The following is a 17,300-nucleotide window of genomic DNA, read 5'->3' on the forward strand; positions in this document are numbered from 1 at the left end:
TTAACTTATGCCTCACTTAGATTGCTGCTCTGCTTGTTGCGTTTTGCCACGGACTTAAGGATAAAGTATCCGACGATGCCGATGAGGACTGTATTGGCAGAGGCAATAATGGTGAGCTGAGTGAAAACCTTAGTAAAAGGTTCGGCGTATAAAATGGTGTCCAAGAATGCGGAGCATCCATAGCCAAACACATTACCAACGAGCGCTAATACGACAAAAGTGATGAAATCTTTGTTGGAAAACTCTCCGCGTGCCAGACGGTTTCTGGTTAGACTCGGGTATAGGCCGATCACTAAACCAACAATCCCAGAACCCAGCACCCAAGTTAACCAAACTCCCCAGCCAGCAAACAAATCTGTTACCCAGTGACCAATAAAGCCAACTAAAAATCCGACGATAGGTCCAAAGAGAACGGAAAAGAGAGCAAGAATAGCCATTGCTGGCTTTAAGGTGGTGTTGGCAAAGACTGGGATGCCAAACATGGGCAAGCCACCAATACCGTACAAAGCTGCGCCGATCGCAATAATGACGACAGTCTTAGCAGTAAAGTTCATAAACAACTCCTAGATTTTGTAGTTGGACTTCACCTGAACGTGAATTTAAGAAAATAGCGGAACAGGCTGCATGCTAACCAACGGATTAATAAGTCCTTTTAGCACCTGAATGAATAATAACCAAGTTGGTGTGAAACTACTATCACAAAAAACCGGAGCGCAAGCTCCGGTTATCCAACTAGTGATCTAGGTAGAGATAGTTCTGCCAACTCTTCATCCGGATCAGCACTTTCCGCATGACGGATACGTGGGTAAAACTGTCAGAGTAAACAGCGACCTCCACAGCCGTACCCATGGGAAGGTGATAAGCGGAAACGTCATCGGTGATTCTTAAGGTCGCGAACACGCGACCGCTAGTGCGAAGTGCTTCGGTGCCTAGCAGAGAGCCTCGGGCTTGAATTTGGCTTTCTCCTATAGCAGGCAATACTTCGACGACTTCGCCTTTAAACACCTTACCGGGTAAGGCACGGAACATAAACTCGGCTTCAAAGCCCGGTTGCAGGCGTTGTAATGAGTTTTGTCTGAATGCCGCGGCATAGAGTTTGTCTTCGGTGTGAACAAAGGTCATCACTGGGGCGAGAGGTAAAGGTACTGCCATTACTCCTGGTCTAAGGGCCAGTTGAGTTACATAACCATCCGTAGGGGCGCGCACCACCGTTTGTTCTAGGTTGAACTCTGCCTTGCGCAGCTCTGCCAACAGTTGTGCCACTGCCGTGTTTTCCCCACCAACTTCTGAATCAAGGGCGATTTGAGCTTGCTGCTGTTTGGCTTGTGCTACTTCAAGGGCGGCTTGCGACGCTTTATAGGCTTGGCGTCGGGTATCGAGTTGTTGCTCGGTAAATGCCCCTCTGTCAAAGCCTCTCTGATATCGGTCGAACTCGCGTTTCGCCTTGTCCCTCTCAGCTACGGCTTTAAGCCTTGCAGCTTGAGCCTCTTGTAAGTTGGATTCCAGCCCTAGCGCACCTTGGCTCGCTTCTTTTACTTTGGCTCTTAAGCGAGTGACTTCAGCCTCAAAAGGAATAGGATCGATTTTAAACAGAACATCCCCTTGCTTAAGAAGCGAGTTTGGCTCCACCGGCACTTCGATTACTCGGCCTCTTACCCCAGATACTATCGGTGTAGTGGAATAAACTTGATTGCCCAATTGCGTGAAAGGGTGGTTGTAATTCATCAACAGCACCATGGTGCCGACGAGGACAATACCACCCAACACTGCGGTAGGCACGGTCCACTTATTAAGTGGGATATTAAAGATTTTGAATATTGCGATGCAGATAGCCGCATAGGTTAAGACGAGTAGTAGATCCATTATTGCTCCTCCTCGTGAGATTGAACGTGGGGAGAAGGAGAAGTCCGCTGATGTTGTTTAAGTCTGGTTACTTCTTCTTGCAACTGGTTAACACGCTGGCTAAGTTGCTCCATACGATGGTGGATATCGTGCTGTTCCTCCTCCAGTCGCTGAAAGCCCCAACCGCGCTCTTTTCGCCAGAGGGTTGCCCAGATCCACAAGAACGGCCATAGGGCATGCAGAGTGAATAGGCTTACCCAGCCGGCATAGTGAATGGCATCCTGATGTGGGTGCTGTCTCTCTTTGGCTATTTCGTAGGGGATGTCATGAATGACAATGATACCGTAAAAGAGTACTAGGGCGACAAAGATCAAAAGCCCCAAAGCAAAGTAGTCTAGGAACATGTTAACTTCCTTGTTTTCAAGTATTAAAATCAGCTTATACGGTGGTTAGGAGAATGTATAGCTGTTGCATACGTCGTCATAAAAAGATGCAAGCTGAACGCCAATAATATTAGGCTATTGCGGCGCTTTTTATTGAAGTGATCAAAAAGGGGATGCAATTGGCATCCCCTTGGTTTAGTGGTACTAAAGTGGTGACACTTCGTTCTTCAGTACATAGCTTGCTATTCGGTACAAACCTGATTTCGACCATTGGCCTTTGCTCGGTAAAGGGCTTTGTCGGCTCGATAGAAGGTACGTTGAGTGTTTTCACCTTCTCGGTGCAGTGTAATACCGATACTGACGGTTAACCCCCGTTCACCTAGGATCTCTTTCCAACCAAATTGGAATATGCGGTGACGGTAATTTTCTGCATGCATTTCGGCTTGTTCTAGAGTCGATTTCTCCAATATGACTAAGAACTCTTCACCACCAAAACGAACACAAGAGGCGCCTCGAAACTTGAAGTATCGCGCCAGTTCATGTGAGACGTTGACGATAGCTTTGTCGCCCACCAAATGGCTAAGCTCATCATTAATGGATTTGAAGTGGTCGATATCTACGACCATTAGCGCAAACGGCGTCTCGTGTAGTAAGAGATCTTTGAGCTTGACGTCAAGCCAGCGTCGGTTGTGAAGGCTAGTCAGAGGGTCAGTGAACACATCTTGCTGTAGCTTGGCTACCGCGTGTTTTTGGTTCTCTGTCGTTTCCTTTAGCTCGCGGTTCTCAATTTCCGAAAGGATAAGCTTTAGTTGTAGCTCAAAACGAGACAACTTTCTCAGCTGGCTAGCGCCCAACTCGCCAATTGGAATTTGTTTCATTAGGTCAGTTTCTATACGCAGTGAACGTTTGTGATAGTCCAGTGCACGTCTGTTATCCCCTTGCTTTTCATATACCGTCGCTAGGGCATTACTTAACTTGAGGTTCAATATCGGTGACGAGTAACTTTTGATCCTGCGATGGGCGCTCTCTAGCATATAGTTGGCAAGTTCGTACTTCTGAACTTCGTTCATACAGTGCGCGGTTTCCAAGCGAATCATATTGGAAAGCCAATGCGAGTTGATATTGCCCGCCGTGTACTGAACGTTAGCTAGGCACTGCATCGCCAGTTCGTTTTGCTTTTGTTGGCGGTAAATTTTCGCTTGATAGAGCAAAATTTGCCCGCTGAGAATTTTGTCACTCACCAGTATGCTGAGTTCTTCGCACTCTTTGATAAGGTCTGACGCGGCTGCAATGCGGTTCACTTCAATCAGGGCGGCCAGCATATATAGCTTGTACTTTAAGCGCAGCGAACGACTAGAGATGGCGTGGTCGATACTGTCTATCTTCTGGTAGTAACGAATTGCTCTGGCGTGATCTCCATAGGCCGCACACAAATTCCCCATGCCTAGAACACTCAATACGTAGGAGTCGATATCGCTATTATCAACAGCAATGGTGGTCATTTCTGAGTACTCGGTAAGGGCTGCGGCATATTCGCCGATATCAACCAGCTTCTCAGCGAGGCTATTTTTGACTTCTAAAACCAGTTCTGCATCTTGAGGAAGGTTTAGCAGACCAAGGGCTGAGCGCAACTCTTCGGTACTTGCGCGAAACTGGTGAAGTTCACTGCGGTACTCGGCACTAATGATTAACGACTCGGCTTTTTCTTGCGGTGTTGTTGCGACGTGCTGACGTACATGATTCCAAAATACTAAGGCTTCTTCGCCACTGACGGAAGAAGCATCTAACCCTGAGTCAGATATTTTACTTAATAGTGCTTCCATCGTTGACTTCCTCTGCCTGACTTTCTTCCAACTGCTCTAAAGTGAATGGGAATGTGAGAATATCTCTAAACTCCACTTTTGGTAGTGATGCTTTCAAACCCTTCCGCTTCCATGGATAAATTTCAATCATTTGTGCAAGAATCTTAAATACCTTTATGGCCTCTTCATCTCTATCCGCTAGAAGTATTCCTATGCGCTCGCTGCTCAAGCGAGACAGTAAATCGTTGTGACCACACATAGAGTGTGCCAGTTCGGTGCAAACGTCTAAATAAGCGGGGTCTGAGTGCTGAATCATTATGATGGAATGGTTAGACTCTTTGAGCTCTGTTTTAAACAGAACCATTTGCTCCCACCAATAGGTTTCAGACACCATTTGGCTCAAGTGTTTATCTGGGTCGTATTCGTGTTGACCGCGGATGCGGTTAATCAGTTTGCGCGCGCGTTGTTCAAGCTGGCGCTTAGAGTTACGCGCTTTGTCTTGGCTCACTCTAGCGGTTTGCTCTCGCAACATCTCAATTGAGTACTTGCGATACTTTTTAAATGCCTTTAGGGCGTTTTCGTAATCCCCTTGCTCTTCACAAACACGGGATTGCTGGAAACAAATTTGTGAAAGCAGTTCACCATTGTCGAAAGAAGCGGCTGATTTTTCAGCCTTGTTCAACAATTCAGTTGCTGCGCGAGGATCTTTTTTAAGAAGCTCTAATCTCGCTCGGCTAATATAGGAGTGCGCTTTCATCCAAGTCAGATTGTGTTTTACTGCAAGCTCATGTGCCTTGGCGGTGGCTTGTTCTGCGTCTTCTAATCGCTCTAAGCCAATTAAGGCCAATCCGCGAAAATCCCAAAGTTCAGCGTGCCACGTCTTATCATCGTGATATTCAAGAGCTTCGTTTGCACCATCGAGCACGGTCAACATCTCGACGTAGTTGTTGAGTAAATAGTGGTCCCATGCGAGGAGAATTCGCGCTTTACCTTCCAGCCAACTGATACGGGTATTGTTAGCGACTTTGACCGCCAACTCATGGGTAGTACGCGCCAACTGATATTCATTGGTAATGCGCCACACATTGCCCAATCCGATCAAGCTTTCAATTTGAAACTCAATTTCATCGACCAACGCAGATTGCTCTAGTGCATTGATCCAAAATTGTTGTGCGGAATAGTATTTTGCCTGCCCCCAGTAGTTAAGGGCGTGAATATGAAGAATTTCTGGTAAGAACTCGTCGGTATCAAGAGAACCAAGCCTAGATTGCGCTTCCTTGATCGCCTTTAATCCTCGGCGATAGTCCATCAGACACCAGTGACAGCGAGCGATGATAATTAAACATTTAATCATGCCCTCTGGATAGAGTATTTGATTCGCCCTGATCTCACATTGCTCAGCAGCTATCAACACATTTTCGGGGTCGGACTCTATCCGCCCTCTAAGTAGTTCGATTTCCGTTTCTAGTAGGTGCTGGCTTTTGTCCAATGGGTCAATCCCTTAACAGCTTTAATATTTCCTAATGCTCTTGCATTATAGGTATACCGTTTTCCATGTCGCTAGCAAAAGCAGAAAATTGCAATCGGATTACTGGCTGACTTCACATTACTAATAATTATGAAAGCAGTTCTCTCAGTGTCAAAGGTGATTGCGTCAAACCCAAGCTTTGTGCCGCCGTCATGGCATCTTTATTTTGATAGCATAAATTATGCCATGCTCTAAAAATATCCAACATGGGCAATAATCCGCCAGGACGTAACTTGCGCCTTGGTTCATTGATAAAAGCGGAAAAGAGAACTTGGAAGCGCTGTTGAAAAAACTCTACCTCACTGGTTTTTGCGTTTCTAAGCCATTGTTTTGGTTCGGAATTGTCACCTGCAAGGTAACAGACTCCCTTAGCGTTTTCTCCGTGTTGAGCAATGGCCCAACGGTCGCGCCACCAGCCCATATGTACGATGTCGATTTTTCCAACCTCTTGACTGTTCACCCATTTTTTATCTTCCTCTACATACATTAGGTCGATATTTTGACGTTTAATACGCGGCAAACAGACACTTAATGCCGCTGAACGCAGCACGGGATCTTGGGGCATGTAAATCGAAACTCGCCTATCGTCATTGCACATCCCTAACACGTGCAGGAAATGCGCATATGAAGTGTAGGGTGGTCGAATTAACGCTCCTTTAGAAGGATAGTGAAAAGCGGCCAAGTTACCCATCGGTCTTCGACATTACCACGAGCTAAAATCGCTTGGTATTTTTGGTCGATTCGTTCTCTTAACACACCCGATAGTGGTGGAACGGTAACGCTGGTTTCCGATGCGTAATCACGAGAAACAAAACGGGCGGGAGTATGATAAGGGTCGTGATCCAAACTGCCTTGCGGTTCTTCTTGGGCGGAGTAGTTCACGTGCTGACAAAGTATATAACCACTATTGGCTTCTCCGGTCACAAACCAAAGTACACCGTTGCTGCTTTTTGGTTGTAGCTGAGTGTAATGAGAAGCGAGCTGATACTCTTTGGCGTGGTTTACCCAACGAGCGTCAAACATGGCGAGCTTGCGCCGGCAACGACTGGCAATGTGATCGAGATGGTCGTAGAAGGTCTTAGGATTGATTTCGAGTTTTCGGCAGATTTCTCGAACCGAATAGCTCATAAACAGCAAGCCGAGAAGATTCTCTTGAAAGGCGAGTTTTTTGTTCGCTCCTGACCATTTATCGACAAAGGTGGATTGGCAAGCTTTGCAGCGGTATCGCTGTCTATCACCACTGTAACCAAAGGCGTGGTATAGCTGTTTATGGGTGTGAACGGATTGACCGAAGTTTTCGCACTCTGCGTTGCGACAAGCAGGAAGCCCTTCGCAGTGCAAATGTCTCAGTCGATGAAGCTCATTGAGAACTTCGCGATTGTTAAGTAAGGGGGGGAAAGCGCCACATTCACGGCAAACCATCGCAGGACGTTTGGGGTTCGCATGCTGCACAACATAACGATGTGCCTCACTCAATCCAAAGTTGTTACACGCCAATGTTTTACAAAAGTTGAGCTGTAACCCGTCTGCTTCCGTTGGCAGCTTACCGCTTGTCACAATCACCCCCTCGGGAATTTAGACTGCCGATTTTAATCGGCAGTGTTGGTGTCAATTAAAGCTTAATAGCCGTTTCTAGTGCTACTTTCATCATGTCGTTGAAAGATTTCTGTCGATCTTCAGAACTCAGTTTTTCACCGCGGATAATGTGGTCAGAAACGGTAAGAATGGTCAACGCTTTTGCACCCAGATCAGCGGCAACACCGTAGATACCTGCAGCTTCCATATCGACACCCAAGATGCCTAGCTTGTTCATCTTTTCAAAAATATCGGCTTCAGGAGTGTAGAAAAGGTCGGCCGAGAATACGTTGCCTACTTTTACAGGGACGTTTTGCTCGCGAGCTTGGCCAACGGCAGTTTCAAGTAGACCAAAATCAGCAAGTGCTGCAAAGTCGTGGTCGTTAAAACGGATGCGGTTCACTTTCGAGTCTGTAGATGCACCCATACCGATAACGACATCCATCAGGTTAACGTCATCGCGAACGGCACCACAGCTACCCACGCGGATAACGTTTTTTACGCCGTATTCAGAGATCAGTTCGTGTACGTAGATGCAGCTAGATGGGATACCCATGCCATGGCCCATCACTGAAACTTTTTGACCTTTATAAGTACCAGTAAAACCAAACATATTGCGTACATCACAAACCTGCTTTACGTCGTCAAGGAAAGTATCTGCGATGTATTTCGCGCGAAGTGGGTCACCTGGCATCAATACGGTTTCTGCAAAATCACCTGGTTGCGCGTTAATGTGTGGGGTAGCCATAATCTTTTCTCCAGTGAGACAGTGAATTTCCCATGAAATTACTGTTTGTGTTGAATTTGGTTATTCAGATGAAGCAATACTAGCTAGATCATCATGTGTCACTTGAGATCGTGCTCACATTTCTATCGCTAATTAGTCCAATTATAGCTGTTGATAACTAATTCTGTTGAAAGTGCAGTGCCAAACGATACGACCAAACGTTTGCTTAAAAAAAGTCAGTTTTTTACTGATCGAAACTGAAAAGCGGTCGTAAATCTAAAGTATAAATTATACAAAAATCCTTCTTGTACAACTTTAAAAGAGGATCTATAGTTATACAAGAAATGGCCTTGTACAACATGTGAGGTGTGAAATGAGCAATGACAAAATAAGCAGAGAAATCAAAGTTGGTATTAGTTCATGTGTGTTGGGAGACAAAGTTCGTTTTGATGGCGGACATAAACTCAGTCGCTTCGTGACTAAAGAGTTATCACCTCACTTTTCATTTGTACCCGTTTGCCCCGAAGTGGGAGCTGGTCTACCCGTCCCGCGACCAACCATTCGCCTGGTGAAAAAAGAGCAGCAGATAGCAGTAGTAGAAACAAAAGATCAATCTAACGATCACACTCAAGCTATTGAAGCATTTTCCAAAAAGAAGGTAGAAGCCCTCGCTGAACAGCAGTTATGTGGTTATATCGTATGTGCAAAATCGCCAACCTGTGGGATGGAGCGCGTTAAAGTGTACGGCCAACACAATGCCGAAAAGGAAGGGGTTGGTATCTACACGCGTGAGCTAATGACAAGAATGCCTTGGCTACCAGTGGAAGAAGACGGTCGTCTTAATGATCCAGTGCTGAAAGAAAATTTTGTCACTCGTGTCTATTGCCTGAATGACTTCTACCAGAGCATAGGTGATGAGCCAACTCGCGATAAAATCGTTAAGTTCCATTCTCGCTACAAATTGACATTAATGGCTCACCATCCGCTAGCTTACCGAAAATTAGGAAGATTAGTGGCCGGTATTAGTAACTACTCGATTGATGAGTTTGTTGTTGAATATCGTACACAGTTGATGCAAGCGCTTGCCAACAGAGCAAGCAGAAAGAACAACACCAATGTTCTCATGCATTTGCAAGGCTACTTCAAGCGCAGTTTAAACAAGCAAGATAAAGCAGAACTGAGAAAAGTAATTGATGATTATCGAACTGGTCTGCTGCCCTTACTAGCACCATTAACACTAATTAAGCACTATTTAGCTATTTATCCGGACGCCTACTTGGCCACACAGCGCTACTTAGAACCTTATCCTCAAGAGCTTAGACTGAGATATGCATTGTAATAAAGACGTTTACACGATTAAAGAAATTGCCGAAATAACGGGTGTGAAGCCCGTAACTTTAAGAGCTTGGCAGCGACGCTATAACTTGATTTCCCCTCAAAGAAGCGAGAAGGGGCACCGCAGATATACCGAAGATGATGTGATAGCGATAAAACAGGTTCAAGAGTGGCTCTCTCGCGGTGTGTCAGTTAGCAAAGTGGCGGCAATCATTGCCAAAGAAAGAGAAACCGGCGACCAAGGTGATCTGCTCCCTAGTACTAGCAAGGATTTGGAAGAGGTAAAAGCGGTTATGGATGCTTTAGCTGCGACAAACCTCAACAAAGCCGCAAGCGTTGTCAGCCAAGTGTTTAAGGAGTATCCCATCAAGGTGTGTTACTCAAGTTTTTATTTGCCTTGCCGCCATGCTATCCATCAACTTAACGCAAAAGCAAAGCAGCTTTCCTTGAGCATTTTTGAAGAACTAGTGTGCAAAGAGTTAGACAAAGAGCTAGAGGTTTTGGCTAAGGGAACTGGCAAAGAACAAGTGATTATCGCGACTCAGCAAGCCAATCAAAGGATTGAAGCTCTGTTTTGGTATGGTCTACAGAACTTTCCAGCTAAGCGCGTAGCGGTGTTTGAAAACATTACTAATGCCGCTTCTTTGCAGCCTTTATTGCTATCGGAGAATGTAGTTAAAGTCATCTTTTTCACTGAAAATGAGTTGAACAAGCAGACAAAAACAACACTGTCAGACCTTTCGTTGGAGTATGGCGACAAGTTCGTTGTAGCGAATAGTCACTCAGATATAGAAGAGACTGAACGATGAACATTGTCTGGTTTCGCCGAGATTTAAGGTGTGATGACAACCCTGCTTTGGCCGATGCGTTGCGAACTGAGCAACCCACTATTGCGGTCTATATTGCTACCCCAGAGCAGTGGAAATACCATGGTATGGCCCCAATCCAAGCCGACCTGATCTATCGCAGGTTGTTTGAGCTTCAAAGTGAGTTAGCTGAGTTAGGTGTGCCGCTGATTTATCAACAGGTTGGTGACTTTAATAGCAGTGCTGAGTGGTTGATGACACTTGCCGTGCGAACTCAGGCTAAAACTATTTACTTCAACAAAGAGTACGAACTCAATGAGGTGGTTAGAGACAAACAGCTAAAAGGGTTAGCCGAGCGTGAAAGTGTTGAGTGTAAAAGCTTTGATGACAAATGTATTTTTGTACCCGGTTCAGTAGTAAACGGCAGTGGAGACTATTACAAAGTCTTTACCCCTTTTAAAAATGCGTGCTTGAAACGCCTAATGACTTCTGGTGTGCAAATTGAACCGCTTAAGGTTAAGCAGACAAACACGCCAATTCTTGATTCTGAAATTGAAGAACTCTCTCTTGATAGCCCGTTCGATTACATTCGAGAACCAAGCAAGGTATACAAAGCCAAACGCAGCGAGATTTTAGGGTTGCTGAGAACCTTTGTGGCTGAAAAAGCCTCACACTACCACCTTCAACGCGACTATCCTTTTGTCGACGGAACCAGCCAACTATCCCCGTATTTGGCGATTGGTGCACTTTCCGCTCGACAGTGTGTAGCGCGTTTATGGTATCAAAAAAGTGTGCTAAACGAAGGGGAGTCCATCTGGCTATCGGAATTGATTTGGCGCGATTTCTATCAGCATCTACTCCATTTTCGTCCAGACCTAAGTAGAGGCAAAAGTTTTCACCCTTGGGGAGAAACGCTTAGTTGGAAGAGTTCTAAAGATCATTTTGAAAGATGGAAAAGCGGTCAAACTGGATACCCGATTGTTGATGCTGCTATGCGTCAGCTTAATGCGACAGGTTGGATGCACAACCGACTTAGAATGATAGTGGCCAGCTTCTTAACTAAAGACCTGCATATTGATTGGCACTTAGGTGAAAGCTATTTTATGTCTAAGCTGGTGGATGGTGATTTCGCAGCAAACAACGGTGGCTGGCAATGGTGTGCATCAACAGGGTGTGATGGGCAACCTTACTTTCGAATATTTAACCCGACGACTCAAGGAGAGCGATTCGACCCGACTGGAGATTTTGTTCGTCATTGGGTGCCTGAACTTTCATCGATAGCGGGTAAAAAGGTTCACAACCCATCTAAGCATGTAAATGTGAAGAGTTTGTCATATCCCGAACCTATTGTTGATCACAGTGCTGAGAGAAAGCTAACCTTAGAGCTATACAAGCTTGCCAAGGATAATAGTGAATGATCTGCCGCTTAATGTTTTTTTGTTGTTTGTTAAGCCTGCCTTCGATGGCCGCGACCTACGATTTGCCCTTGGAAGGTAGTAACCTTATTGGTAGAACCCAGTTTCACAAAGTTGAAGCCGGAGAAACCATGGCGCAAATAGCCAAAAAATACGATGTTGGTTTTCTGTCTCTTATGGCAGCAAATAAAGGTGTTGACCCTTTCTTGCCAGATGAAGACTACGTATTAACTATCCCCAGTCAAATTATCCTTCCCCATTCAGTGAGAGAAGGGATAGTAATCAATTTAGCTGAGCTGCGACTTTATTATTTTGAACGAGATAAAGTCCATGTCTTTCCAGTCGGTATTGGCCGTATTGGCCGCGATACACCGGAAATGGAAACCACGATAAGCCAAAAAAGGCCAAATCCCACTTGGACGCCAACCGATACCATTAGAAAAGAGTACTTAGCAAAAGGGATAACACTTCCTCCCGTCGTTCCCGCCGGACCGGAAAATCCGTTAGGCGAGTATGCTTTGCGCCTAGCTTATGGAGCTGGTGATTATTTGATACACGGTACAAATAAGGACTTTGGCATAGGTCTTCGCGTGAGTTCTGGCTGTATTCGCATGGAACCCCAAGACATAGAATGGCTATTTAACCAAGTCGCACTAGGCGTTAAAGTCACGATCATCGATGAACCCGTGAAGATGAGCCTAGAACCAGATAGAAGTGTGTTTATTGAGGCACATGAGCCACTTACAAGAAGTGATGGCAGTAAAAAGCGCTTAGTGATTCCTGATGAGTTAACTTGGTGGCTAGATGAATTTGGTTATTCTGATGCTAAAGCAAGAGCGGTAATCATGACGCAGAATGGCGTTCCCACCGAAGTGGTGCCCCCGTCATTTGGCGAACCAATCTGAAGGCTAAAATAAAGAAAGGGTCTGCAATGCAGGCCCTTTCTATTCCAACCAGATCAGGTAATTACTTAGTATAATCAATAGTGGTTTCTAGAACCCAGTAAAATCAAGGCTTTCACTGCAATTTCAATGCCTTACAAAATACCCATTTAATCAATGTCACTCAATGTTCATCAATATCAATAAAAATTGTCGCCACTTTGTCGCCATTTTTGGGTAAGAAGTGGCTACAGACCTAATCTAGAAATAGGGTTTAATTCGGCTGCTTGAATCAGGTGATCGGGAGAGAAATGGGAATAGCGCATTGTCATTTTGATGTCACTGTGACCAAGGATTTTTTGCAATACCAGAATGTTGCCGCCTGCTTCCATAAATCGACTGGCAAAGGTATGACGAAACACGTGAGTGTTTTGCCCCTCCGGTAAATCTGGGAATGTCTTGTTAACGATATACGCAATGCCGTGAAGACAGCATTTAAACAACTTATCCTTTTCGCCTGTTCGCTTAAACTCTATCAACTCGTTATAGAGTTTTTCGGTGATCGGCACAGTACGGTTTCTTTTACTCTTGGTATCAAGAAACGTGATCTTGTATTTCGTAATTTGCGGCAAACGTAGGTTATTAGCTTCGGAAATACGGGCACCAGTAGACAAGCAAATTTTGCACACTAGTTCGTATTCTTTGGCTCGTTTACTTTTGTTTATTCTGTCGAATAGCGCACTAATATCGTCATTGGAGAAAAAGCCCATTTCGGACTCAGAAACTTGAATCGATTTAACGCTGGCAAGTGGGTTTGGTTGCGTCCACTCGCCAAGTGAAATCAGCTCATTGAAAACGGCCCGTAAATATCTCAAGTCGAGATTATTAGTAGGTGCGGAAATCAGTTTGCCTGCGGTAGTCTCGTCACCGTATCGGTTTTTTGCCTTGCGGCTAGAACGCCAGTGAACAAAGTCTTTTGCAGTAAACTTGATTGCAAACGGGTTGCCGAGTTCTTCCACTATGGTGCAGAGGCGAGGGTAAACTTTTTTCGCGGATTTTAGGTGTTGGCCGTGAAGCTTGTACCAAAGTTCGACTAAATCTTGAAGTGTCCGCAAGTCCTTTCTGTCACCCAGCCAAGGCTTATCGTCGACTTCTTTCATTAGAAACTTTTCGTAAGCCACCGCTTCGCCTTTGGTGGCGAAGCGTTTACGTTTTCTTGCTCCGCTTCTACCTTGTGGGTAGCACTCACAGAGCCATGGCTTTTTGTTTCCGTCTTCTACTTTTCTAACAGACATTAGTTTTCTAAGTTGAAACGGTTGCCTGTATTAGTCTCGCCTGACCAACCTTTTTGATCGGGTGCGTAACTTACAGCAACTTTAGGTACACCATCTTTTTCAATCATTAAATTCACGCTAGACACTTGGACGCGCTTATCATTTTGAATCTGTTTAGCCGCTTTTGCTGCAGTCGCTACTTGTTGCTCATGCGTTAAAGCGGTTGGTGCAAGAATGTTTGAGTTGTATCGAGTACGGCTACCATGGGACAAATCTTGTGAGCGAGTGACTTCATAGTCGACAGCGTAGTATGAAATAACCTGTTCCATTTGTTCATCATGGTTTTGAACAGCACTTTGTTGTGATGATTCGGTAACTTGTTGAGTTTCTGAATTGTCAGAACACGCATACATGCCCAAGCCTAGAACCACCGATAAAACGACAAAACCTAAACAGCCTTGTGCTGCACTAACAGTCGGATTTTTTACCCCGCAATGTGGGCATTCTTTTGCGTTTTTCTCGACTACTTCTTTGCAAGATTTACAAGTGATCTGCTTTTCTTTAGTCATTGGTTGTTACTCCTAGCCAATTAAAAATTATTATTTTTTCTTCATTTCCATCGCTACACGCCCAAGCACTTTTATATCTTCTTCGGATACTTCAATGGTGGATGTGTCAAAAGCAATCGCTAGTTTTTTGCCTGGTAAACGTTGTAGGTAATTAATAGATAGGCGTCCATCTACATCAATCAGATAGTTGCCCGATATTGGGTCTACTGATTCTTTGTTGATGTAATAAATACCAGAATCATCTTCAATTACCTGAGTTCCTGATGGTTTCAATCCAAAGCGATCTAGTGTGGCTAAATCTAGAGACATACTGCTGCTCTTTTCTAAAGCACCACCTTCCAGTCTGTAAATAGCTAGATTTTCATTTGGGCTATGGCTACCAGAAAATGGTTCACCCTCACCAAGAGCAAGGTATTTAACAGATGCTCCAGACGTTAAATGTTCACGAACAATCAATTCGTGTGCGATTCGGTTGTGGTGATGCCAAGTCAATATGGTCGATTTTGGGATTCCGTAGTGATCGGCTAGCAAGTTGTAGCTATCGCAGCCCGTCACTTCTTTTAGTCTATCGGTAAATTCTCGACCACTGGAGTATTCGAAAGGAGGAACCTTAGCAGGAATTCGACTCATTTTATTAACCCTGTCAAATAGATCTAGATCCCGAAATCAATCGCTACCAATCCTTTTTTCAATTAGATTGCATTTAAAGCTTGCTTTGATTGCGTTTTCGATCAAATATAATTTCATATTCAATTGATGCGTCATGTTCCACCAATAAGCATCAATAAAATCTCAAAAGCGTAGGATATCACTTATGGCAACGTTACAAATAGCAATTGATGCGCCTGTCTGCACAAAAAAGGAATTTTTACGTCGCACTGGCATGTCTCCATCTACTTTCGACCGCCAAAAAGACCTTGGCAACATTCCTTTAGTCCCAAAAGACACCACCAAGGGCCTGATTATGGTCAACATGGTGAAGTACATGGAAAAGCTAGCGGCGCAACAAGTATGAAGTTCGCTATCCCACCTAAAACCAAACTCACCCTGCAAGATGCAATGAGTGAGTCTTGGGAAGACAAGTATCCAAACAAATGTCCGCTATGGCTCAATATCGTTGGCTGGGCATTCGTTTTCGCACCGTTCTTCTTCATTTGAGTATTAGTTATGGACGTAAATAACTCAATGTATGTATTACGTGAACGCAAACAACAAGCTTTTGATGCGGCTTGCTGCGATTTTGTTGTCAATCACGATTGTGAAGCGATTGGACGCAGAATCGGCGTTGATGGGCAAGCTATTCGAAACATGCTGAACCCTGCGCAGTCAAGAGTGCTGCACCCTGTAGTTCTTACCCTTATTAGCCGCGACTCTGGCGATTACTCAATCGTAAATACGTTATTTGCTGATGATGGGGTGGTCACTATCCCACTACCAAAAGCAGAAGATGATTTGAATCTGCTTGAACGAGTACTACAACTCAACACCCATTCTGGTGAGCTTTCTAGCGATGCGTTAGCCATGTGCACCGCAGAGCGTTTACCGCGATCTACCAAACGCAAAACACTAGCCAAGGCACAAGCTGCTTTAGGCAACTTGGTTTTGCTAATCAATGACCTTGAACACCGCACCACAGGCCTGCAGCCACTTGTACAAATGGGCACAGACTTTTTGGCTAATGGTGCACCTATCCCCGGCTTAGCCTAAACAGCTTGAGCCAAGAAAAGGAGAGAAAACACCATGAGTCAGTTAGCTAATAAACAAGACCTACAACCGCCTGTTCATCAAGTAGGTACGCCAAGCGCACTAGAAAGTATTGCTGCGTGTAAGTCGCTTTTCGATAAAGGCGCAAAGCGTCAAAAGATTCGCAAGATGTATGACGAAATGAGTGATCGCAGCCGTGGGCTAATCCTGATCGCAGGTGGTATGTCACCGAAAGACTACAACCGCTCATTCGATTCATTTGATGATTTAGAGCTGCAGAAAGTCCGTTCTGGTATGCAGCTTTTAAAAGAAATGGTGTTGAAGTTTGACCGCAAAGTGGGCGATGTCCGCCGCTTGAAACACTCCGATATTTGCAACGTGAATTAATCACCTAGCCAGCCTTGCCCCTGTAACAGGGGGCTTTTTTTCGTCTTAGCGTAGGAGCATAGAAGATGAATGATTCAAATCTTACAGCGCAAGAAGCGCTCAAAATGGCGCGTGAAGCAAGCGCAGTCGCCAAAGAACTTAACGACAACACCAGAGAGCAAATAGCAGCAACGCGACACATGCACGATGAAATGTTGCGTAACCAACGCCGCATTAGTTTTGCGATGTGTAAACTGCTACCAAAACAAGTTGCAGACAACATCGTGTTATCAAACGGTTCAGTGATCGGTTTTGTTGATACTGGAAGCGCAGCCGATGATCTAGTCGGTATGGATAACAATATCGCCTTGGCAATGAAGAACAGAGAAGCGTACGACATCATCCACGCCATCAACGTTCTAGCAATGGCGAACACCGATATGGTTCATGTGTTTACCGAATTTGCGCCTCACATTAACCAATTCTGCGTAAATGTGTACGGAGTTTCCCAAGACTACATATCGAATCCTAGTATCAAGCCTTTAATAAAAGAGCTTGTTTTTCTAGCTGATAACGAAGCATTGGAAAAACTTCTTTCAATCGAAAGTCAGTTAACAGAGCTAATCATTGAAGCCCGTGAAGAAGCCGAAGCAAAAGCGGAGGTGGAAGCATGAGCAACATCTACGCACAACTATTCAACCAGTCATTTGAACAGATTGCCGCACGCTTTGAAAAAAGCAGCATAGCGCAGCAAGAAGAAATCGTGATTCAGCTTGATGCTATCGCTAAAAAGTTAACTCCTGTTCAAACACACCGCCCACTAGAAGACGTTTTAGCTGACATCAAAGAAGCAATGCAGGGTGATCGTGCAAGCGTGTTCTTCGCTCATACCTATGTGAGTTGGTACCGCTCTTATCAAAACGAGAACGCCAAACCACAGCTACACCATTGGTCACAGTTAGATATGAAAAATCGCAGCCTGTTTATTGAAATGCTTGCCTTGCGTGATCTTGGCCGTTGGGACGATGAAGCACTTTTTCAATTCGAACAGTACTGCTTGTCAGTCATTGGTAAGTAAGGAGAGGTGAACGAA

At 44.8% G+C, this 17,300-nt stretch carries 19 protein-coding genes and 1 pseudogene; 10 read left to right on the plus strand and 10 right to left on the minus strand.

Features of this window, described 5'->3' with window-relative positions; all coding sequences use genetic code 11:
• Positions 1-5 precede the first annotated feature (5 nt).
• From BLO31_RS16505 to deoD, 7 genes and pseudogenes are all read right to left on the minus strand, one after another.
• On the minus strand, positions 6-554 hold the full coding sequence (locus BLO31_RS16505) for an ECF-type riboflavin transporter substrate-binding protein (protein WP_070969157.1): 549 nt from the start codon (positions 552-554) through the stop codon (positions 6-8).
• A 178-nt stretch (positions 555-732) separates the two neighbouring features.
• Entirely contained in the window at positions 733-1,863 is a 1,131-nt protein-coding gene (locus BLO31_RS16510) for an HlyD family secretion protein (protein ID WP_070969160.1), read from the minus strand.
• Complete coding sequence (locus BLO31_RS16515; protein WP_070969163.1) at positions 1,863-2,246, minus strand: DUF3302 domain-containing protein; 384 nt, start codon at positions 2,244-2,246, stop codon at positions 1,863-1,865. Before BLO31_RS16515 ends, BLO31_RS16510 begins: the two co-directional genes overlap by 1 nt.
• 221 nt (positions 2,247-2,467) lie before the next feature.
• The gene (locus BLO31_RS16520) at positions 2,468-4,048 is read right to left on the minus strand and encodes a diguanylate cyclase (RefSeq protein WP_070969166.1); all 1,581 of its coding nucleotides are present in this window, start codon (positions 4,046-4,048) and stop codon (positions 2,468-2,470) included.
• Complete coding sequence (locus tag BLO31_RS16525; RefSeq protein ID WP_070969168.1) at positions 4,029-5,516, minus strand: tetratricopeptide repeat protein; 1,488 nt, start codon at positions 5,514-5,516, stop codon at positions 4,029-4,031. Before BLO31_RS16525 ends, BLO31_RS16520 begins: the two co-directional genes overlap by 20 nt.
• A 127-nt stretch (positions 5,517-5,643) precedes the next feature.
• Positions 5,644-7,112: pseudogene (locus BLO31_RS16530) on the minus strand (transposase).
• Positions 7,113-7,167: 55 nt separating this feature from the next.
• On the minus strand, positions 7,168-7,878 hold the full coding sequence (deoD, locus tag BLO31_RS16535; protein ID WP_070969172.1) for a purine-nucleoside phosphorylase: 711 nt from the start codon (positions 7,876-7,878) through the stop codon (positions 7,168-7,170).
• Between the two features lie 367 nt (positions 7,879-8,245).
• Here deoD and BLO31_RS16540 point away from each other — a divergent pair, with 367 nt between their 5' ends.
• Genes BLO31_RS16540 through BLO31_RS16555 form a run of 4 tightly spaced genes read left to right on the plus strand, consistent with a single transcriptional unit; the run spans position 8,246 to position 12,318 of the window.
• Positions 8,246-9,196 carry a YbgA family protein gene (locus BLO31_RS16540; protein ID WP_139159055.1) on the plus strand — a complete coding sequence of 317 codons (951 nt, stop codon included), beginning with the start codon at positions 8,246-8,248 and terminating at the stop codon, positions 9,194-9,196.
• Positions 9,186-10,001: a MerR family transcriptional regulator gene (locus BLO31_RS16545; RefSeq protein ID WP_070969179.1), complete on the plus strand. Its 816-nt coding sequence runs from the start codon at positions 9,186-9,188 to the stop codon at positions 9,999-10,001. The genes BLO31_RS16540 and BLO31_RS16545 overlap by 11 nt, the downstream gene beginning before the upstream one ends.
• Complete coding sequence (gene phrB / locus BLO31_RS16550; RefSeq protein WP_070969183.1) at positions 9,998-11,416, plus strand: deoxyribodipyrimidine photo-lyase; 1,419 nt, start codon at positions 9,998-10,000, stop codon at positions 11,414-11,416. The genes BLO31_RS16545 and phrB overlap by 4 nt, the downstream gene beginning before the upstream one ends.
• Positions 11,413-12,318: a L,D-transpeptidase family protein gene (locus BLO31_RS16555; protein ID WP_070969186.1), complete on the plus strand. Its 906-nt coding sequence runs from the start codon at positions 11,413-11,415 to the stop codon at positions 12,316-12,318. Before phrB ends, BLO31_RS16555 begins: the two co-directional genes overlap by 4 nt.
• Positions 12,319-12,542: 224 nt before the next feature.
• On the opposite strand, the gene BLO31_RS16560 is transcribed toward BLO31_RS16555, so the two are convergent.
• Genes BLO31_RS16560 through BLO31_RS16570 form a run of 3 tightly spaced genes read right to left on the minus strand, consistent with a single transcriptional unit; the run spans position 12,543 to position 14,767 of the window.
• Positions 12,543-13,589 (minus strand): phage integrase, encoded by a 1,047-nt coding sequence (locus tag BLO31_RS16560; RefSeq protein WP_070969189.1) that lies wholly within the window; start codon positions 13,587-13,589, stop codon positions 12,543-12,545.
• Positions 13,589-14,137, minus strand: coding sequence for a DUF4875 domain-containing protein (locus tag BLO31_RS16565; RefSeq protein WP_070969192.1), 549 nt, complete (start codon positions 14,135-14,137; stop codon positions 13,589-13,591). Before BLO31_RS16565 ends, BLO31_RS16560 begins: the two co-directional genes overlap by 1 nt.
• A gap of 30 nt (positions 14,138-14,167) precedes the next feature.
• Complete coding sequence (locus BLO31_RS16570) at positions 14,168-14,767, minus strand: phage repressor protein CI (protein ID WP_084659881.1); 600 nt, start codon at positions 14,765-14,767, stop codon at positions 14,168-14,170.
• A gap of 184 nt (positions 14,768-14,951) precedes the next feature.
• Here BLO31_RS16570 and BLO31_RS16575 point away from each other — a divergent pair, with 184 nt between their 5' ends.
• The 6 genes from BLO31_RS16575 (at position 14,952) to BLO31_RS16595 (ending at position 17,285) form a co-directional block, all read left to right on the plus strand.
• Positions 14,952-15,152, plus strand: a complete 201-nt coding sequence (locus BLO31_RS16575) for a hypothetical protein (protein WP_070969195.1) — start codon at positions 14,952-14,954, stop codon at positions 15,150-15,152.
• Positions 15,149-15,295: a hypothetical protein gene (locus BLO31_RS23895; protein ID WP_175443239.1), complete on the plus strand. Its 147-nt coding sequence runs from the start codon at positions 15,149-15,151 to the stop codon at positions 15,293-15,295. Before BLO31_RS16575 ends, BLO31_RS23895 begins: the two co-directional genes overlap by 4 nt.
• A 9-nt stretch (positions 15,296-15,304) precedes the next feature.
• A complete protein-coding gene (locus BLO31_RS16580; protein WP_070969199.1) occupies positions 15,305-15,844 on the plus strand; it encodes a phage regulatory CII family protein in 540 nt (179 codons plus the stop codon).
• 33 nt (positions 15,845-15,877) lie between these two features.
• Complete coding sequence (locus tag BLO31_RS16585; RefSeq protein WP_070969203.1) at positions 15,878-16,228, plus strand: hypothetical protein; 351 nt, start codon at positions 15,878-15,880, stop codon at positions 16,226-16,228.
• Between the two features lie 65 nt (positions 16,229-16,293).
• Complete coding sequence (locus BLO31_RS16590) at positions 16,294-16,881, plus strand: hypothetical protein (protein WP_084659883.1); 588 nt, start codon at positions 16,294-16,296, stop codon at positions 16,879-16,881.
• Positions 16,878-17,285, plus strand: a complete 408-nt coding sequence (locus tag BLO31_RS16595) for a hypothetical protein (protein WP_031844044.1) — start codon at positions 16,878-16,880, stop codon at positions 17,283-17,285. The genes BLO31_RS16590 and BLO31_RS16595 overlap by 4 nt, the downstream gene beginning before the upstream one ends.
• Positions 17,286-17,300: the final 15 nt, after the last annotated feature.

The organism is Vibrio sonorensis, from assembly GCF_001854765.1.
Classification (GTDB): domain Bacteria; phylum Pseudomonadota; class Gammaproteobacteria; order Enterobacterales; family Vibrionaceae; genus Vibrio; species Vibrio sonorensis.

Bases quoted from the DNA above. Each gene is read 5' to 3' on its own strand.
- BLO31_RS23895 (WP_175443239.1), top strand. From the start codon at position 15,149: ATGAAGTTCGCTATCCCACCTAAAACCAAACTCACCCTGCAAGATGCA.
- phrB (WP_070969183.1), top strand. From the start codon at position 9,998: ATGAACATTGTCTGGTTTCGCCGAGATTTAAGGTGTGATGACAACCCT.
- BLO31_RS16555 (WP_070969186.1), top strand. From the start codon at position 11,413: ATGATCTGCCGCTTAATGTTTTTTTGTTGTTTGTTAAGCCTGCCTTCG.
- deoD (WP_070969172.1), bottom strand. From the start codon at position 7,878: ATGGCTACCCCACACATTAACGCGCAACCAGGTGATTTTGCAGAAACC.
- BLO31_RS16580 (WP_070969199.1), top strand. From the start codon at position 15,305: ATGGACGTAAATAACTCAATGTATGTATTACGTGAACGCAAACAACAA.
- BLO31_RS16505 (WP_070969157.1), bottom strand. From the start codon at position 554: ATGAACTTTACTGCTAAGACTGTCGTCATTATTGCGATCGGCGCAGCT.
- BLO31_RS16565 (WP_070969192.1), bottom strand. From the start codon at position 14,137: ATGACTAAAGAAAAGCAGATCACTTGTAAATCTTGCAAAGAAGTAGTC.
- BLO31_RS16515 (WP_070969163.1), bottom strand. From the start codon at position 2,246: ATGTTCCTAGACTACTTTGCTTTGGGGCTTTTGATCTTTGTCGCCCTA.
- BLO31_RS16510 (WP_070969160.1), bottom strand. From the start codon at position 1,863: ATGGATCTACTACTCGTCTTAACCTATGCGGCTATCTGCATCGCAATA.
- BLO31_RS16590 (WP_084659883.1), top strand. From the start codon at position 16,294: ATGAATGATTCAAATCTTACAGCGCAAGAAGCGCTCAAAATGGCGCGT.
- BLO31_RS16595 (WP_031844044.1), top strand. From the start codon at position 16,878: ATGAGCAACATCTACGCACAACTATTCAACCAGTCATTTGAACAGATT.
- BLO31_RS16560 (WP_070969189.1), bottom strand. From the start codon at position 13,589: ATGTCTGTTAGAAAAGTAGAAGACGGAAACAAAAAGCCATGGCTCTGT.
- BLO31_RS16520 (WP_070969166.1), bottom strand. From the start codon at position 4,048: ATGGAAGCACTATTAAGTAAAATATCTGACTCAGGGTTAGATGCTTCT.
- BLO31_RS16545 (WP_070969179.1), top strand. From the start codon at position 9,186: ATGCATTGTAATAAAGACGTTTACACGATTAAAGAAATTGCCGAAATA.
- BLO31_RS16575 (WP_070969195.1), top strand. From the start codon at position 14,952: ATGGCAACGTTACAAATAGCAATTGATGCGCCTGTCTGCACAAAAAAG.
- BLO31_RS16570 (WP_084659881.1), bottom strand. From the start codon at position 14,767: ATGAGTCGAATTCCTGCTAAGGTTCCTCCTTTCGAATACTCCAGTGGT.
- BLO31_RS16585 (WP_070969203.1), top strand. From the start codon at position 15,878: ATGAGTCAGTTAGCTAATAAACAAGACCTACAACCGCCTGTTCATCAA.